The organism is Nonomuraea roseola, assembly GCF_039535395.1.
GTDB lineage: Bacteria > Actinomycetota > Actinomycetes > Streptosporangiales > Streptosporangiaceae > Nonomuraea > Nonomuraea roseola.
On the sequence record NZ_BAAAXC010000015.1, the window covers coordinates 4535355 to 4551313 of the forward strand.

General features: G+C 70.5%; 16 protein-coding genes and 1 tRNA gene. 11 read left to right on the plus strand and 6 right to left on the minus strand.

The window, feature by feature from the left end:
• Positions 1–101 precede the first annotated feature (101 nt).
• From efeU to efeB, 3 genes are read left to right on the plus strand one after another with little or no spacing between them, the layout of a single operon-like run.
• The gene (gene efeU / locus ABFX55_RS44975; protein WP_346129866.1) at positions 102–926 is read left to right on the plus strand and encodes an iron uptake transporter permease EfeU; all 825 of its coding nucleotides are present in this window, start codon (positions 102–104) and stop codon (positions 924–926) included.
• 15 nt (positions 927–941) lie between these two features.
• Complete coding sequence (gene efeO / locus ABFX55_RS44980) at positions 942–2084, plus strand: iron uptake system protein EfeO (protein ID WP_346129867.1); 1143 nt, start codon at positions 942–944, stop codon at positions 2082–2084.
• 7 nt (positions 2085–2091) lie between these two features.
• Positions 2092–3348: an iron uptake transporter deferrochelatase/peroxidase subunit gene (gene efeB, locus ABFX55_RS44985; protein ID WP_346129869.1), complete on the plus strand. Its 1257-nt coding sequence runs from the start codon at positions 2092–2094 to the stop codon at positions 3346–3348.
• A gap of 10 nt (positions 3349–3358) precedes the next feature.
• Here efeB and ABFX55_RS44990 read toward each other — a convergent pair whose 3' ends face one another.
• Complete coding sequence (locus tag ABFX55_RS44990; RefSeq protein ID WP_346129871.1) at positions 3359–3922, minus strand: TetR/AcrR family transcriptional regulator; 564 nt, start codon at positions 3920–3922, stop codon at positions 3359–3361.
• A gap of 71 nt (positions 3923–3993) precedes the next feature.
• On the opposite strand from ABFX55_RS44990, the gene ABFX55_RS44995 reads away from it, so the two are divergent.
• The gene (locus tag ABFX55_RS44995) at positions 3994–4788 is read left to right on the plus strand and encodes an SDR family NAD(P)-dependent oxidoreductase (protein ID WP_346129873.1); all 795 of its coding nucleotides are present in this window, start codon (positions 3994–3996) and stop codon (positions 4786–4788) included.
• Here the strand turns inward: ABFX55_RS44995 and ABFX55_RS45000 are convergent.
• Positions 4760–5347, minus strand: a complete 588-nt coding sequence (locus tag ABFX55_RS45000) for a TetR/AcrR family transcriptional regulator (protein ID WP_346129875.1) — start codon at positions 5345–5347, stop codon at positions 4760–4762. The two genes, ABFX55_RS44995 and ABFX55_RS45000, sit on opposite strands and share 29 nt — an antisense overlap.
• A gap of 146 nt (positions 5348–5493) precedes the next feature.
• Between ABFX55_RS45000 and ABFX55_RS45005 the strand changes: the two genes are divergently transcribed.
• The gene (locus ABFX55_RS45005; protein ID WP_346129877.1) at positions 5494–6267 is read left to right on the plus strand and encodes a nuclease-related domain-containing protein; all 774 of its coding nucleotides are present in this window, start codon (positions 5494–5496) and stop codon (positions 6265–6267) included.
• Here ABFX55_RS45005 and ABFX55_RS45010 read toward each other — a convergent pair.
• A complete protein-coding gene (locus ABFX55_RS45010; protein WP_346129879.1) occupies positions 6248–7573 on the minus strand; it encodes a vWA domain-containing protein in 1326 nt (441 codons plus the stop codon). The genes ABFX55_RS45005 and ABFX55_RS45010 overlap by 20 nt on opposite strands.
• The gene (locus ABFX55_RS45015) at positions 7570–8400 is read right to left on the minus strand and encodes an AAA family ATPase (RefSeq protein WP_346129881.1); all 831 of its coding nucleotides are present in this window, start codon (positions 8398–8400) and stop codon (positions 7570–7572) included. The genes ABFX55_RS45010 and ABFX55_RS45015 overlap by 4 nt, the downstream gene beginning before the upstream one ends.
• Before the next feature lie 217 nt (positions 8401–8617).
• Between ABFX55_RS45015 and ABFX55_RS45020 the strand changes: the two genes are divergently transcribed.
• From ABFX55_RS45020 to ABFX55_RS45035, 4 genes are all read left to right on the plus strand, one after another.
• Entirely contained in the window at positions 8618–9151 is a 534-nt protein-coding gene (locus ABFX55_RS45020; protein ID WP_346129882.1) for a hypothetical protein, read from the plus strand.
• A 38-nt stretch (positions 9152–9189) separates the two neighbouring features.
• A complete protein-coding gene (locus ABFX55_RS45025; RefSeq protein WP_346129884.1) occupies positions 9190–10458 on the plus strand; it encodes a class F sortase in 1269 nt (422 codons plus the stop codon).
• Positions 10459–10518: 60 nt separating this feature from the next.
• Positions 10519–10592, plus strand: a tRNA-Lys gene (locus tag ABFX55_RS45030).
• Between the two features lie 430 nt (positions 10593–11022).
• A complete protein-coding gene (locus ABFX55_RS45035; protein ID WP_346129886.1) occupies positions 11023–11937 on the plus strand; it encodes a glycoside hydrolase family protein in 915 nt (304 codons plus the stop codon).
• On the opposite strand, the gene ABFX55_RS45040 is transcribed toward ABFX55_RS45035, so the two are convergent.
• Positions 11938–12918 (minus strand): sulfotransferase family protein, encoded by a 981-nt coding sequence (locus tag ABFX55_RS45040; protein ID WP_346129887.1) that lies wholly within the window; start codon positions 12916–12918, stop codon positions 11938–11940.
• Positions 12919–13163: 245 nt separating this feature from the next.
• Between ABFX55_RS45040 and ABFX55_RS45045 the strand changes: the two genes are divergently transcribed.
• On the plus strand, positions 13164–13316 hold the full coding sequence (locus ABFX55_RS45045; RefSeq protein ID WP_346129888.1) for a hypothetical protein: 153 nt from the start codon (positions 13164–13166) through the stop codon (positions 13314–13316).
• A gap of 143 nt (positions 13317–13459) precedes the next feature.
• A complete protein-coding gene (locus tag ABFX55_RS45050; protein WP_346129889.1) occupies positions 13460–14665 on the plus strand; it encodes a CynX/NimT family MFS transporter in 1206 nt (401 codons plus the stop codon).
• A gap of 9 nt (positions 14666–14674) precedes the next feature.
• Here the strand turns inward: ABFX55_RS45050 and ABFX55_RS45055 are convergent, their stop codons facing one another.
• Positions 14675–15958 (minus strand): phosphoribosyltransferase family protein, encoded by a 1284-nt coding sequence (locus ABFX55_RS45055; protein WP_346129891.1) that lies wholly within the window; start codon positions 15956–15958, stop codon positions 14675–14677.
• Position 15959: the final 1 nt, after the last annotated feature.

Here is a 15959-nt window from a genome sequence, read left to right on the forward strand (position 1 = left end):
GCAAATCCCGACATATGACCCCCTGAGGTGAGTGACAGACCGCCGACCTGGGTAAGGTAAACCTGGCCTAATTTAGGTTTGCCTCACTTAGGGGATTTGACGTGTTCGCCAGCTTTCTCATCGGACTGCGGGAGGGCCTGGAGGCGACCCTCGTCGTCTCCATCCTGGTGGCGTTCCTGGTCAAGAGCGACCGCAGGGACAAGCTTCCCCTCGTATGGGCAGGTGTCGGCCTCGCCGTCGCGCTGTCGGTCGGGTTCGGCGCCCTGCTGTCGTTCACGGCCGCCAACCTCACCTTCGAGCAGCAGGAGCTGTTCGAGGCGCTGACGTCCATCGCCGCCACGGTGTTCGTCACCTGGATGATCTTCTGGATGCGGGGTGCGGCCCGCACCATCGCCGGCGACCTCCGGGCCAAGCTCGGCCGGGCGCTCAACGTGGGCGGGGTCGCCGTCGCCGTGATGGCGTTCCTGGCGGTGGTCAGAGAGGGCCTGGAGACCTCGCTGCTCTTCTACGCCTCCGCGCAGGGCGCCGCGGCCACGGCGCTGCCGCTGATCGGGATCAGCCTCGGCGTGCTCACCTCGATCGTGATCGGCTGGGGGATCTACGCCAGCGCGGTCAGGATCAACCTCACCACGTTCTTCACCTGGACGGGCCTGCTGCTGATCCTGGTGGCCGGGGGCATTCTCAAGTACGGCGTGCACGACCTGCAGGAGGCCGGAATCCTGCCGGGCTTGAACACGCTGGCCTTCGACATCTCCGCCGTGCTCGACCCTGGCGCGTGGTACTCCGCGCTGCTGGCGGGGATGTTCAACATCACCCCCGCGCCCAGCGTCCTCGAGATGGCGGCCTGGGCGCTCTACGTGATCCCCGTGCTGTTCCTCTTCCTCCGCCCGGCCGCCGCGCCCAAGGCCGCCGAACCCGTTTCGTAACAGGAGACACCCGACATGCGCACTCCATCTGTCGTCGTCACGGGCCTGCTCGCCCTCGGCGCTCTCGCGGGCTGCTCCCAGGAGGCTCCCTCCGCCCAGCCGGGCGCCGCGGGGAGCGCCCCGGCGGGCGGCCCCATCAAGGTGGCGGCCAGCGACACCGCCTGCACCGTCGCCACGTCCGAGGTCGCGGCGGGGACCTCCACGTTCGCCGTCACCAACGGCGGCACCAAGGTCACCGAGTTCTACGTCTACGCCCCCGGCGACAGGGTCATGGCCGAGGTGGAGAACATCGTTCCCGGCCTGACCCGCGAGCTGATCGTCGAGCTGCCCGCGGGCGTGTACGAGACGGCCTGCAAGCCGGGGATGGTGGGCAAGGGCATCAGGGGGCCGCTGAAGGTCACGGGCGAGGCCACACCGCTCAGCGCCGACGCCAAGCTGGCCGCCGCCACCGCCAGCTACCAGCGCTACGTCAAGAGCCAGACCGACGCCCTGCTGATCAAGACGCAGGAGTTCGTCGACGCGGTGAAGGCCGGCGAGCAGGAGAAGGCCAAGGCGCTCTTCCCCGTCGCGCGCACCTACTGGGAGCGGATCGAGCCCGTCGCGGAGATCTTCGGCGACCTCGACCCCAAGATCGACGGCCGTGAGGAGGTCATCGAGGAGGGCATGGAGTTCACCGGCTTCCACCGCCTCGAGCGCGACCTCTGGGTGGACAAGGACGTCAGCGAGTCGGGCCCGATCGCCGACAGGCTGATGGCCGACGTGAAGCTGATCGTCGAGAAGGCCAACAGCGAGAAGCTGTCGCCGCTGCAGCTCGGCAACGGCGCCAAGGAGCTGCTCGACGAGGTCGCCACCGGGAAGATCACCGGCGAGGAGGACCGCTACTCGCACACCGACCTGTGGGACTTCTCCGCCAACCTGGCCGGCTCGAAGGCGTCCGTGCAGGCGCTGCGCCCCGTGCTGGAGGAGCGCGCCCCCGACCTGGTGAAGACGCTCGACACGCAGTTCGCCGCCGCGGAGGCCGCGCTGGAGGAGCACCGCAAGGGCGACGGGTGGAAGCTGCACACCGAGCTGTCGAAGGCCGAACTGAAGAAGCTGTCGGACGCGATCAACGCGCTGGCCGAACCGGTCAGCAAGATCGCTGCCGTCGTGGCGAAATGAGGTCGTGATGAGCGGGGTCAGCCGCAGGAAGTTGCTCGGGTTGGGCGCGGCGGGCGTCGCCGCGGCCGGGGCGTCCGTCGCGGGCGCCAAGATGCTGCTCGACGAGCCCGCGCCGATGCCCGTCAGCGCGGTCTCGGCCCTGGACTCGGTCGCCTTCTACGGCGAGCACCAGGCCGGCATCGCCACCCCCGCGCAGGACCGCCTGCACTTCGCCGCGTTCGACGTGATCACCACCAAGCGGTCCGAGCTCGACGCGCTGCTCCAGGAGTGGACGGCCGCCGCAGCCCGGATGACGCAGGGCCAGGAGGCGGGGACGTTCGGCGCGGTCGGCGGCGTGCCTGAGGCGCCGCCCGACGACACGGGCGAGGCGCTCGGTCTGCCCGCCTCGGGGCTCACGCTGACGATCGGGTTCGGCGCCTCCCTGTTCGACGGCAGGTTCGGGCTGGCAGGGAGGAAGCCGGCGGCGCTGCGCGACCTGCCCCGCTTCCCCGGCGACGCGCTGCTGCCCGAGCTGTCGGGCGGCGACCTGTGCGTGCAGGCGTGCGCGAACGATCCGCAGGTGGCCGTGCACGCGATCCGCAACCTGGCGCGCATCGGCTTCGGCAGGGTGTCGGCGCGCTACTCCCAGCTCGGCTTCGGCCGTACGTCCTCGACGTCGAGGGCGCAGGCCACGCCCCGCAACCTCATGGGCTTCAAGGACGGCACCGCCAACCTGAAGCTGGAGGACACCGCGATGCTCCGCGACCACCTGTGGGTGGCCGAGAAGGACGGCCCCGCGTGGATGAGGGGCGGCACCTATCTGGTCACCAGGAAGATCCGGATGCACATCGAGACCTGGGACCGCACGTCGCTGGCCGAGCAGGAGGCCATCTTCGGCCGCGACAAGGGCGAGGGGGCGCCGCTCGGGCTGGCCAAGGAGTTCGACGAGCCCGACTTCGCGAAGAAGGGCCCCGACGGCGCGCCGCTGATCGGCGAGGTCGCCCACGTGAGGCTGGCCCACCCCTCCAGCAACGGCGGCGCCAGGCTGCTGCGTCGCGGCTACAACTACGTCGACGGCTCCGACGGGCTCGGCCGCCTTGACGCGGGGCTGTTCTTCATGTCCTACCAGCGCGACCCGCACCGCCAGTTCGTCCCCGTACAGCGGGCGCTGGCCAAGAACGACGTGCTCAACGAGTACATCAAGCACATCTCCAGCGGCCTGTTCGCGATCCCGCCAGGGGTGCGCGACGCGGGCGACTACTGGGGCAGGGCGCTGTTCGCCTGACCTCGCTCCCTCACCTGGGGGCGACACCGTGCATGAGGGTGTCGAGCAGCCGCGCCGCCAGCGCGTCGGGGTCGGCGCCCTCGCGGGCGGAGTGCGCCGACTCGGCCAGGAGCGCGAGGTAGGCCTGCCGTACCCAGGCCATGTCGGCGTCGGGCCTGATCAGCCCCGCCTCGCGCGCCCTGGTGAAGACCTCGTCGCACTTGGCCATCACGCCCTCCTGCACCGCGTGCGCCTCGGCGCCCAGCGGGACGGGACCTGCCAGCGTGAAGCGCCAGCCCGGCTTGATCCGCAGGATCGCGGCCGTGGCCTGGTGCAGGGCGACCAGTGGGGGAGCGGTTCTCGGACGGGCGGCCTCGACGACCGCGTCGAGCTCGCGCCATGCCGCCAGCTCCATCGACTCGATCAGCGCCTCCCTGCTGGCGAACCGGCGGTGGACGGTGGCCCGCGCCACGCCCGCGGCCTCGGCGATCTGCTCCATCGTCGCCGCCGGATTCGCTCCGAGCAGCCGCTCGGCGGCCTCCATGATCGAGCGGATGCTGCGCTCCGCGTCCGCCCGCAACCGCCTGTCTGTCATGCGGCGAACGTTACCGCACATATCTGAGACAGACTGTTGCAGTTAACGAAATAAATGCTACATTCCATCTCATGAACAAGACTTCACTGGTGACCGGCGCCTCGTCGGGGATCGGCGCCGAGTTCGCCACGCAGCTGGCCGCCCAGGGCTATGACCTCGTGCTGGTCGCCCGTTCCGTGGGCAAGATGGACGAACTGGCCGAGCGGTTGCGCGCGGCCCACGGCGTGGAGGTCGACGTGATCGGCCAGGACCTGTCGGCCCCCGACGCCGTCGGCCGGATCGCCGAGCGGCTGGCGGGCCGTCCGATCGACCTGCTGGTCAACAACGCCGGATTCGGCACGGCGGGCCGCTTCCAGGACATCGACCCCGGCCGCGAGCACGACGAGCTGATGGTCAACGTGGTCTCGCTGGTCGGCCTCACCCACGCGCTGCTGCCGGGGATGCTGGCCAGAGGCCGGGGCGCGGTCGTCAACGTGGGCTCGACGGCGGGCTTCAACATCGCGCCCTACTTCGCCACCTACGCGGCGTCCAAGAGCTTCGTTCTCAACTTCAGCCTGGCGCTGTGGAGCGAGCTGCGCGGCACGGGCGTGAAGGTGCTCGCCGTGACCCCCGGCCCCGTCGAGACCTCCTTCTTCGAGGTGATCGGCACGCGTGAGGCGGCCATCGGGGCCAGGATGGCCACCCCCGAGCAGGTGGTCACGGCGGCGCTGCGCGGGCTCGAACGTGACCGCGGCTACGTGGTGCCCGGTCTGGGCAACTTCGCGATGGCCCATCTGATGCCGCGCAGGCCGCGCAGGCTCCTCGCGCTGATCGGCAGGATGGCGACCAGGGGAGTGGTCAGGACGCCTGCGGCCGCAACGACGTGAGCAGCAGGTCGGCGAACTGCGCGCCCACCTGGCCGCCGGTCAGCGGCCCCTCGACGTGATACCAGGAGCCCAGGTGGTGGACCGAGCCGAAGAAGTAGTCGACCACGATGTCGGCGGGCACGTCGGCGCGGAAGACGCCTTCGCGCTGCCCCTCGGCCACCAGGTCGCGGAAGCGCTCGTGGTAGCGCCGGCGCTCGGCCCGCACGGTCTTCTGCGTCTCGGGGGCGAGCAGGTGCATGGACCTGAAGAAGATCTTGGAGTCGTCGAGGTTGTCCGCCGTCGTCTCGACGACGTCGGCCGCCGCCGCGTAGAGCCGCTCGGACACGGTGCCGGACCCGTCGGCGATCCGCGTCAGCCGGTCCATCTGCATCCTGAGAACGCGGGCGTAGATCTCGTGCAGCAGGTCGTCCTTGGAGTCGAAGTAGTGGTACATCGCCCCCTTGGTGACCCCGGCTGAGACCACGATCTCCTGCACCGATGTGCTCTCGAAGCCGCGCTCGGCGAACAGTCGCGTCGCCTCGGCGAGCAGCCGCTGTCTGACCGGTTCATCCTGTGCCATGGTCAACAGCATACCGACTGGTCGGTTGAGTGTCCGGTAGGGGCTCATCACGCCTAAGTTAGGCTTGCCTTGGGTATCTTTTGACCGGCGAGGGATCTTCGGCGTGGCAGATCCATGTTTAACCTACTGAACTCGGGGAGTTTGCCGTGCCCGGTGGTTCAATCTACGTGCAGCAGGACGAGAAGTTCACAGGCTCGTCCCCGCAGTGGTGGTACGAGAAGTTCTGGCGCGAGGACGCGAAGAACCGGCAGCGCTCCAGGGCCGTCAAGGCAGGCTTCGGGTTCGTGGCGGGCGTGGCGCTTGCCATCCGCTTCGAGCTGCCGTGGCCTCCCGCCTTCGGGCTGCTGTTCGCCGCTCTCGTGGCCGCCCTCGACTGGGCGATCGTCTGGCACAACTTCAACGCCACCTCCGTCTGGCGAGGCCGCCGCCACGGTGAGGTGATCACCCAGCGCAAGCTCAGGCGCGGCCTCAACAGGCACGGCTACCACATCCTGCAGGGCAGGGCCATCCGCGGCCAGGCCTCGATCGACCATCTGGTCATCGGTCCCGGCGGGGTATGGATCGTCGACAACGAGTCGTGGGCGCCGGACACCGACATCGCCGCGTACGGCGGGCGGCTGTTCTTCGGCGAGAAGTTCGGCTCGCATGTGGCCAAGCCGCTGGTCGCGGCCGCGGGCGCCTTCGCCGAACTGCTCGGCAAGGAGACCGGCATCGCGCTGACCATCCATCCGCTGCTGGCCGTCCACTGCGGGCGGCTGCCGCGCGGCGGCGTGGTGAACGGCGAGGGCATCACGCTGCTCAAGCCGTCGCTGGCCGCCAAGCTGATCAGGCGGTCGGAGCGGGTGGTGCTGACCGAGGAGCAGATCGAGCTGCTAGCCCGCACCGCGGCGCGGGAGCTGGCTAGGCGAGCCGCTCGATGAACTCCGCCAGCTGGGCGATGTTGCGGCACTCCCGCATCGGCACGATCGAGCCGTAGGACGTGGCGAGCGAGTCGCCGCTGTCCCACTGCTGCCTCGGCTCGGGGTTGAGCCAGTAGGCGTGCCTGGCGTCCTTGACCAGCCGCTTGAGCGTGTCGAGCGCGGGCGGCTGGTAGTTGGAGCGCGCGTCGCCCAGGATCAGCAGGCTCGTTTTCGGGCCGATGACGTCTTTCTCGGCGAACTCCTCGAATGCCCGCCCATAATTTGTCCTGCCAAAGCGAGACATATTGGCTTCTGTTGCGAGTTTGGCCAGCGCCTCGCTGACGTCACCGCCCGGCGTGAAGAATCGAGTGATCTCATCCACGGTGTCCACGAAACCGAATGCCCTGACTTTCGTGAACTGCTCCCTGAGCGCATAGGTCAGCAGCAGCGTGAAGTGGGCGAAGGAGGAGACCGAGTCGCTGGTGTCGCAGAGGATGACCAACTCGGGCTTGTGCGGGCGGGGCGGTCTGAACCTGGGGTCCATTGGCACCCCGCCGGTCGACAGCGAGGCCCGCACGGTCCTGCGGAAGTCGAGCCTTCCTCGCCTGCCGTGCCGCTGCTTGACGGCCAGCCGCGCCGCCAGCCTGCGCGCCAGCGGGTGGACCTCCCTGCGCAGCCTCGCGAGGTCCGCCCTGGTGATCCGCAGGAAGTCCAGCTGGTCCAGCGGCGGCCGCACGGCGGAGCGCGCGATGCGCTCGATGCCGGAGTCCTCGGCGATCCTGCGGCGCACGTCGGTGGCGACGGCCTCCTCGAAGCGCTTGGCGTTGGCGTTGACGCGCTGGCGGGTGGTCTTCTCCTCCAGCCCCCCTCTCGGCACGCCCTGCAGGATGCGAGCCATGAGCGTCTCGGGTGACAGCGCGCGCATGACGCTGTAGGAGAACCAGTTCTGGCGGCCCTCGGCTGCCGGCTGCCTGCCGAAGCGCTCGACCATCGCCCTGGCGAACTCCCTCATCTCGGGGTCGGTCGAGCCGGTCAGGAGCCTGGCCAGGTGCTCACGCAGGTCGGGCAGGGGCGCGTCGTCGTCCGGCCTGCTGTACAGGCCCGTGGTCGAGGAGGGGAACCACAGGTCGAACAGCATGTCGAAGCCAGGGCGGTAGGCGGGCTTCTTGACCAGCGTCGCCGCGTAGGCGGCGCGCAGCGACTCGCGCTCGGTCAGGTCGATCACCCGCAGCGCTCTGGCCGCGTCGAGGCCCTCGGCCAGCGAGACGGGCAGCCCCGCCTCGCGCAGGGCGTGCACGAAGCCGACGTGCCTGTCGACCAGGCTCACAGGCCCAGCTCCTTGCGCGCCCTGGCCTGGTCGGAGGCGTGCTTGAGCACCACGCCGAGCGTGCCCGCGACCGTGCTCTCGTCGAGCTCCTCCCGGCCCAGGGCCAGCAGCGTGCGCGCCCAGTCGATGGTCTCGGCGACGGAGGGCGCCTTCTTCAGCTCAAGCGCCCGCAGCGTGGCCACCGTCCTGGCCAGCTGCTCGGCCAGGTCGCTCGTCAGTGTCGGCACCTGCGCCAGCACGATGTCGCGCTCGCGCTCCTGCGTCGGGTACTCGATGTGCAGGTAGAGGCAGCGTCTCTTCAGAGCCTCCGACAGCTCGCGCGTGGCGTTGGAGGTCAGCACGACGAACGGCCTGAGCGTCGCCTCGATCGTGCCGAGCTCAGGGATCGTGATCTGGAAGTCGGACAGCAGCTCGAGGAGCAGCCCCTCGACCTCGACGTCGGCCTTGTCGGTCTCGTCGATCAGCAGCACGGTCGGCTCCGCGCTCCTGATCGCCTTCAGGAGCGGGCGTTCCAGCAGGAACTCCTCGGAGAAGATGTCGTCGTCCGAGCTGGTCGCCTGGATGCGCAGGAGCTGCTTCTTGTAGTTCCACTCGTACAGCGCCCTGGCCTCGTCGAGGCCCTCGTAGCACTGGAGCCTGATGAGGTTCGCGCCCGTCGCCAGCGCGACCGCCTTGGCGAGCTGGGTCTTGCCCACCCCCGCGGGGCCCTCGGCGAGCAGCGGCTTGCCCAGCGCGGCGGCCAGGAACACCGAGGTGGCGATGGAGTCGTCGGAGAGGTAGTCAACGGCGGCGAGGCGCTCGCTCACGTCGGCGGGCGAGTTGAACATCGATGCTCCTGTCTGCGGGGACCGAACTTTATTCTAGCACCAGTGACAATAAATCCAGAATTAGGGGGATTCGTGGGTGGTGATGAAAAACCGCAATAAGGCTGCTCTGCCTTATTGCGGTAATGGACGAGGCAAGAAGCTGATTTGCCCGGTTCGGCGGATGAGACATAGGGGGACTTCATCGCATGACTTCTCAGTCATTGAAGGAGGAAACGCGATGCGTATCGCAGTTCTCGCCGCCGGCCTCATCCTGGCCTCCGGCTTCGGCGTCACCGCCCCGGCGACCGCCGCTTCGGCACAGACCCAGACCGCGGTCGTCGTCTTCACGGAAGACGACAACGGCGACTGGGGCGGTCGCGGCGGTGACCGCGGCTGGGGCCAGCATCGAGGCTTCGACCACGACCGTGGTCGCGACAACAAGGACTTCGACGACCACAAGGGCTTCGGTCACGACAAGGGCTTCGGCCGCCACCACAAGGGCTTCGGTCACCACAAGGGCTTCGGTCACCACAGGGGCTTCGGCCACCACGGGTGCGGTGGCGGGGGCCACGGGTGCGGTGGCGGAGGGTGCGGTGGCGGGATCCCCCACTGGGGCGGCCACCACTGCGGCGGGGGCCACGGTGTGGGCTGGGCCCCCGGCGAGGGTCCCGGCTGCGGCGGCTGGGGCTGGGGCGGGGGCGGCCACGGCTGCGGCCGCGGCCGCGGCCCGCACACGGGCGGCGGCGGGATGGCGACGGTGTTCGCCCGCTAGCCATGACGGGACGCCTCATTGGCCGCCACGCTCTGCGCGTGGCGGCCTTCCTGACCGCTCTCGCCATGGCGTCGGCGCCCGCACGGGCCGACACCAAGCCGCCGAAGCCTGCACCGGCGGATACCAAGCCGAAGCCTGGACAGGCGGACGCTAAGCCGCCGAAGCCTGGACAGGCGGATACCAAGCCGCCGAAATTCGTACCGGTGGATACGAAGCTGCCGAAGCTTGCGCCGGTGGACAGGAGGCCGCCCAAGCCCACGCGGGCCGACGCCGAGCAGCGGAAGCCTGCGCAGGCGGACACCAAGCTACTGCCGAAGCCCGTGAGGACGGATGCCGGACCGCTGAAGCCCGTGCAGGTGGGCACGAAGCCGACGCGGCCTGTGCCGACGGATGTCAGGCCGCTGAAGTCTGTGCGGGCGGATGCGAAGCCGGTGCAGCCTGTGCAGGTGGATACGGAGCTGGCGCGGCCCGTGGGGACGGATGTCAGGCCGCTGAAGCCCGTGCAGGTGGGCACGAAGCCGACGCGGCCCGTGCCGGCGCGGCCCGTGCCGACGGATGTCAAGCCGCTGAAGTCCGTGCGGGCGGATGCGAAGCCGGTGCAGCCTGTGCAGGTGGGCACGGAGCTGGCGCGGCCCGTGGGGACGGATGTCAGGCCGCTGAAGCCCGTGCAGGTGGGCACGAAGCCGACGCGGCCCGTGCCGACGCGGCCCGTGCCGACGGATGTCAAGCCGCTGAAGTCCGTGCGGGCGGATGCGAAGCCGGTGCAGCCTGTGCAGGTGGGCACGAAGCCGGCGCGGCCCGTGCGGAAGGACGTCAAGCCGCCGCCGCCTGCGCAGGCGGACACGAAGTCGTCGGACTCGCCTCCCAGGACCATCCAGATCCCGAGCCTGGCCCTGGGCGCCCGGATCATGCCGGTCGGTTTCGACGGGGGCAGGATCGCCTCCCCGCCGTTCAGCGCGTCGCAGCGGGTGGGCTGGTTCTCCATCGGCCCCAAACCCGGCGCGACCGGCGCGGCCATCCTGGTCGGCCACTACGACAGCACCACGGGTCCCGCGGTCTTCTACCGGCTGAGCGAGCTGCGTCCAGGCCGGCTGATCTACGTGACCAGGAAGGACGGTCGGCGGCTGCGCTTCCGCGTCACCAAGAAGGCCACCTACCCGAAGGACGACTTTCCCGGCAGAGAGGTGTACGCCAACCCCGGCCGGCCGGAGCTGCGGCTGATCACCTGTGGCGGGGCGTTCGACACCAGCACCAGGCACTACGTCGACAACACGGTCGTCTACGCGAGCCTGATCGGCAAGGGTTAGTGGTCCTGATTGCCGCTGATTCGACCTGCGTGGCGAAGCCGGGTATATTTCTTCCCGCGGGCGCCGCTAGCTCAGTTGGTTAGAGCAGCTGACTCTTAATCAGCGGGTCCGGGGTTCGAGTCCCTGGCGGCGCACAAACAGAAGGCTCAGGTCATGTAAATGGCCTGAGCCTTCTTTTGTTTTCCGCCATTCAGCGTGCCTCCGCCGGCCGGAAACGCGAGGTCAGAGAAGCCGCTGAAAGCACCACGGCTAGGCCGGGCACCACGCGCACGTTGACCGCCGTCGCGCAGGCGAACATCGCGAGGGCCGCCGGCCCGCCCCGCGTGGCCCCGACACGCGGAGCTCCAGGCTGATGCTGGCGAAGGCCAGGATGAGGAGCCGGGCGCGCAGATCGGTGGCGACGCCGATGGCCGCGACGGCTCTCGCCGTCCGTGGGTGATGGTTCGCGCGTGCTCATGGTGCGGCCCTCCAGAATTCCTATAAAATCAATAGGGAATGCATGGAAGAGTCAAGGAAGGGCGAAGGTCCATGAGCGTCGCCGGGCGGGGTCCTACTGTCGTGCCCATGTCGATCGATAGGACGTTTCTCCCCACGCTGGAGCGTTCGGTGGCGGCGGTGGTGCCGGCCGTACCCGGCGAGGGGCACTGGGCGGGAGCGCCCAGCGCGGTGGCCCATGACGGGTGGATCTACCTGGCCTACCGCCTGCGCAGGCCGGTGGGGGAGGGCAGGGGCCATGCCGTCGTGGTGGCGCGCTCGGCCGACGGCGAGCGCTTCGAGAGTCTGCTGACGATCACGAAGGAGGAGGCGGACGCCGAGTCCCTGGAGCGTCCGTGGCTGATGCGCACCGCCGAGGGTCGCTGGCGGCTCTACCTCAGCTGCGCCACCCACGGCACCAAGCACTGGCGGGTGGAGGTGCTCGAAGCCGACGATCCGTCCGCCTTCGACTGCAGGCTGCGCGCGACGGTGCTGCCGGGCGATCCGAATACCGGCGTCAAGGACCCGGTGATCGTGCGCAGGGGCGGCACCTGGCACCTGTGGGCCTCCTGCCACCCCCTGACCGACCCCGCAGAGGCCGACCAGATGGTGAGCGCCTACGCCACCAGCGGCGACGGGCTCTCCTGGACGTGGCACGGCACCGCGCTGAGCGGCCGTCCAGGTGCATGGGACGCGCGCGGTACCCGGGTGAGCGCGGTCCGCTTCACCAGCGACGGCGTCCTGGCCTTCTACGACGGCAGGGCGAGCGCGGCGGAGAACTACGAGGAGCGCACCGGAGTCGCCGCGGGACAGGACCCTGCGGCGCTGACCCCGCTGGGCGCCGGGCCTGTCGCCTTCTCCTCCCACCACGGTGGCGGGCTTCGCTACCTCGACCTCGTCGACCTGCCGGGGGGAGGGGTGCGGCTCTACTACGAGTACACGCGGGCCGACGGCGCCCACGAACTGCGCACCGAGCTGCGAGCCGCACCGCGCTCCGCGGGCTGATCACCCCGGCAGGGGGCGGCCGTTGCGCGACTGCCGCTGGCCGGGAGGGCGGGCCCCGACCAGCCCGCCCGAGCGGCCCCTCGGCCGCAGCCAGTCGCTGAAGTCCTCCCCTGTCACCTGCTGGAGGAGCTCGATGTCGGCGGCGAAGTAGGGGATGAGCCGCCGCCGCTGGTCCCAGGTGAGGGGCCGCCGTGAGACGCCCCTGCGCTGCAGGAGGTGCTCGATCGGTCCGGCCAGCGCCCGTCCCACGCCGTGGGGCAGGACCTGCGCGCACGCCCTGAGCGCCGCGGACAGCAGGCTGTGCCGCCCGCCCGCGTCGGGGTGGGCGGTGACGTTCTCCCGCGGAGCGTGCGTGAGCAGGCCCTGCTCGACGCCGAGGAAGGCGCAGATCCTGTCGAGGGTCTCCACGGGCCTGTCGACCAGGTCCCGGTACCTGAAGACCAGGACCTGCTCGCGCGGGAACAGCGTGAACAGGTGGGCGAGCTGCTCGCCGTACCGGCCGAGCCCGATGTAGTGCCAGAAGTGCGCCCATCCCGCCGAGATCCTGCGCTCCTCTGCGGCGCACGCCCGGACCACGTCGCCGATCGGCTCCAGCCCCGCCGACCACAGGTGGGTCCAGTTGGAGTGCGCCCGCTCGACCGGGTCGCGGAGGATCGCGATGAGCCGCGCCCCTGGAACGGTCTCGCGCATGCGGCGCTGGGCGTCCAGGTCGTAGAGGTAGAAGGGGGTGGCCTCGCCGAGAAGGGCGCCTTCGCGGGCGCCGTCGAACAGCGCCTCGTAGTCGGCTCTGCGCCAGACGTGCTCGCGGTAGGTCTGGGCGTCTCCGGGGCCGCCGTGGGAGGGAGGCGGCCCGTCGGTGAGGAAGAACTTGGGCTCCTTGACCCGCGACAGGTGAAGTGCGGGATGCGCGCGGAGCGCGGCGTGCAGGGCAGTGGTGCCGGCCTTCGGGGCGCCGATCACCAGGAAGTGCGGCAAAGGCATCGTCCTCGTCCTTCCTACTCCCTGTCCTTTGTAATCCATGTATAGCAAGTAGGGAATATTGACTTCAGGGAAAGAGGCTCATAAGTTGTCGCCATGAGACAGCGCCTCCTGCTGACCAGCCGCCCGCACGTGGACTTCGGCCACGTCGCCGGCGCGCGGTGTCGTTGATCGCGGACCGATGCCTTCGACTTCCGTCCCCGCGTGTCCCTCGCGGCGGCACGCCCCTTCCTCAGGAGGACCATCCCGTGATCAACACCGTGCGCCCCAAGGCCCCGATCGAGCCGACCCAGGAGGAGCAGTTCCCCGGCGACGTCCACTGGTACGACCTGCCGGACGACGACGTGGAACCCGACGAGGACGACACGCTCCCGCGCGGCCCGCTCCAGGTCGTCGCTTGACGCCGCCTCCGGCCAGGCCGGGTGACCGGCACGTCGGACGATGCGAAGCGACCTCGCCCCCGGCCGTGAGCGCGGAAGGCCCGGCGCGGGCGCGCTCACGGCGCTGTGCTTGGATGGCCGCCTAGGGGCCGCGAAGGAGCGAGATGTCTGTGGAATGCCGCCAGGACGGTGCCCAGGGGACCGGCCGCCGGGTGGCGGCAGGGGGAGCGCTGTTCTCCGTCGCGGTTGCGCTCACCGCGCTGAACCTGCGACCGGCGATCACCAGCGTCGGCCCGCTGCTCGACGAGACGCGCGCCTCTCTCGGCGCGAGCGAGACGTGGGCGGGGCTGCTCACCACCGTCCCCGTCCTGTGCTTCGCGGTCGCGGGCCTGATCGCGCCGCTGCTGGCTCGCCGGGCGGGGGTGGGGGCGGCGGTCTCCATCGCGCTGGCCCTGCTGGCGGGCGGGCTCGTGCTCCGCGTGCTGGACGGCTCGCTCCTCATGATCGGGGGGACGCTGGTCGCCGCCGCCGGCATCGCCTTCGCGGGCGTGCTGATCCCCGTGGTGGTGAAGGAGTCCTTCCCCGCCCGCATCGGCTTGATGACCGGCGTCTACACCGCCGCCCTGCAACTCGGCGCCACGCTCGGGTCGGCGCTGACCCCGCCGCTCGACATCGCGCTCGGGGGGTGGCGGCCCGCGCTGGCCACGTGGGCCGCGCCGGCCGTACTGGCGCTGGTGGTGTGGACGGTCGCCGCGCGAAGAGGCGGGTTCGGGGCCGCCGCGCAGGCCGACCGGCAGGGGCGCTCGCTCCTGCGCAACCGGCTGGCCTGGATCATCACCGTGTTCTTCGGACTGCAGGCGCTGCTCGCCTTCGTGGTGATCGGCTGGCTGCCCAGGGTCCTCATGGACGTCGGAGGGGTCGGCCGCGGCGAGGCGGGGCTGCTGCTCGGCCTGCTGGCGCTCCTCGCGCTGCCCATCAGCCTGGTGGTGCCCGCGCTCGCGGCCAGGAGCGGCAGCCAGAGCGGCTGGATCGTGGGCCTCGGCGGTTGCGGGCTGGCCGGTCTGCTCGGCCTGCTCCTCGCGCCCTCCTTCTCGCCCCTGCTGTGGACGGTGCTGCTCGGTCTCGGGATGAGCGTCTTCTCGCTGGCCCTGACCACCATCGCGCTGCGGGCGCGAACAGGTCAGGACACCGCGAAGCTCTCCGGCATGGCGCAGGGGTTCGGATACCTGCTGGCCGCCGCGGGCCCGTTCCTGTTCGGCCTGCTGCACGATGTCACCGGTGGCTGGACGGTCCCCTTCCTCATGCTGATCGGCGTGCTCGTGGTCCAGATCGGGGTCGGCGCCCTGGCGGGCCGCCCCCGCTACGTGTAGGGAGCACGCCTACGCCTCCGGCCGGTGACGCGAGGCCCCCTGCGGGAGGTGCCGGGTGAACCACTCGCGGGCCAGCGCGGAGACGGCTTCGAGCGCTCCAGGCTCCTCGAACAGGTGCCCCGCGCCCGGCACGACGGCGAGCCGGTTCTCACAGCGCAGCAGCGCCTGGGCGGCTCGGTTCAGCTCGAGCACCTGCCGGTCGTCGCCGCCCACGATCAGCAGCGTGGGCGCCTCCACCTCGGCGAGACGCGACTCGGCCAGATCGGGCCTGCCCCCTCGGGAGACCACGGCCGCGACATCGGCCTGCGGGACGGCCGCGGCCCACAGCGCCGCCGCCGCTCCCGTGCTGGCCCCGAAGTAACAGACGGCGACGTGCGGCAGGTACGCGCGCAGCCACTCGGTGGCCTGGCCCAGCCTGCCTGCCAGCAGCGAGATGTCGAAGACGTTGGCCCTGTGGGTCTCCTCCGCCGAGGTGAGCAGGTCGAACAGCAGCGTGCCGAGCCCCGCCTTGTGCATGGCGCTGGCGACGTAGCGGTTGCGCGGGCTGGAACGGCTGCTGCCGCTGCCGTGGACGAACACGACGACCGTGTGGGCGCCGCGCGGAACGACCAGCTCACCCGGCAGCGCCGTGTCGCCCGCCTCGATCCACACCTCCTCCGACATCCCCGTGACGCACGAGAGCAGCTCGCTCACCTGCTCCTCGCCGATCTGCGTGAAGTCGGCGTACCACTGGCCGATGGAGGTGAGCGAGCGGGGGGTGAGCACGCACACGACGTCGTCGGCCTCCTGGCGCAGCCGTACGGCGGTGTCGGGAGGGCAGACGGGCGTGGCCACGACGACGCGAGCGGCGCCCTGCGCCCTGGCCACCTGGCAGGCGGCGCGGATCGTCGCGCCCGTGGCGATGCCGTCGTCGACCACGATGGCGGTCCTGCCGGTCAGGTCGACCTTGGGCCGCCCCCTGCGGATGTGCGCGGAGCGTCGCTCGAGCTCGGCCCGCTCCCTGCTCTCCACGGTCGCCATGTCCTCAGGCCGGAGGGCGGCGCCCTTGATGATGTCGTGGTTCAGAACGCGCACGCCGTCCTCGCCGATCGCGCCGAACGCCAGCTCAGGCCTGATGGGCACGCCGAGCTTGCGCACCAGGATGACGTCGAGCGGCGCCCCGATGGCGTCGGCCACCTCGAAGGCGACGGGGACGCCGCCGCGAGGAAGACCGAGGACGACGACGTCCTCACCGGCCAGCGGGCGCAGTTTCTCAGCGAGGCGCCGTCCCGCTTCGCTGCGATCGGCGAACATC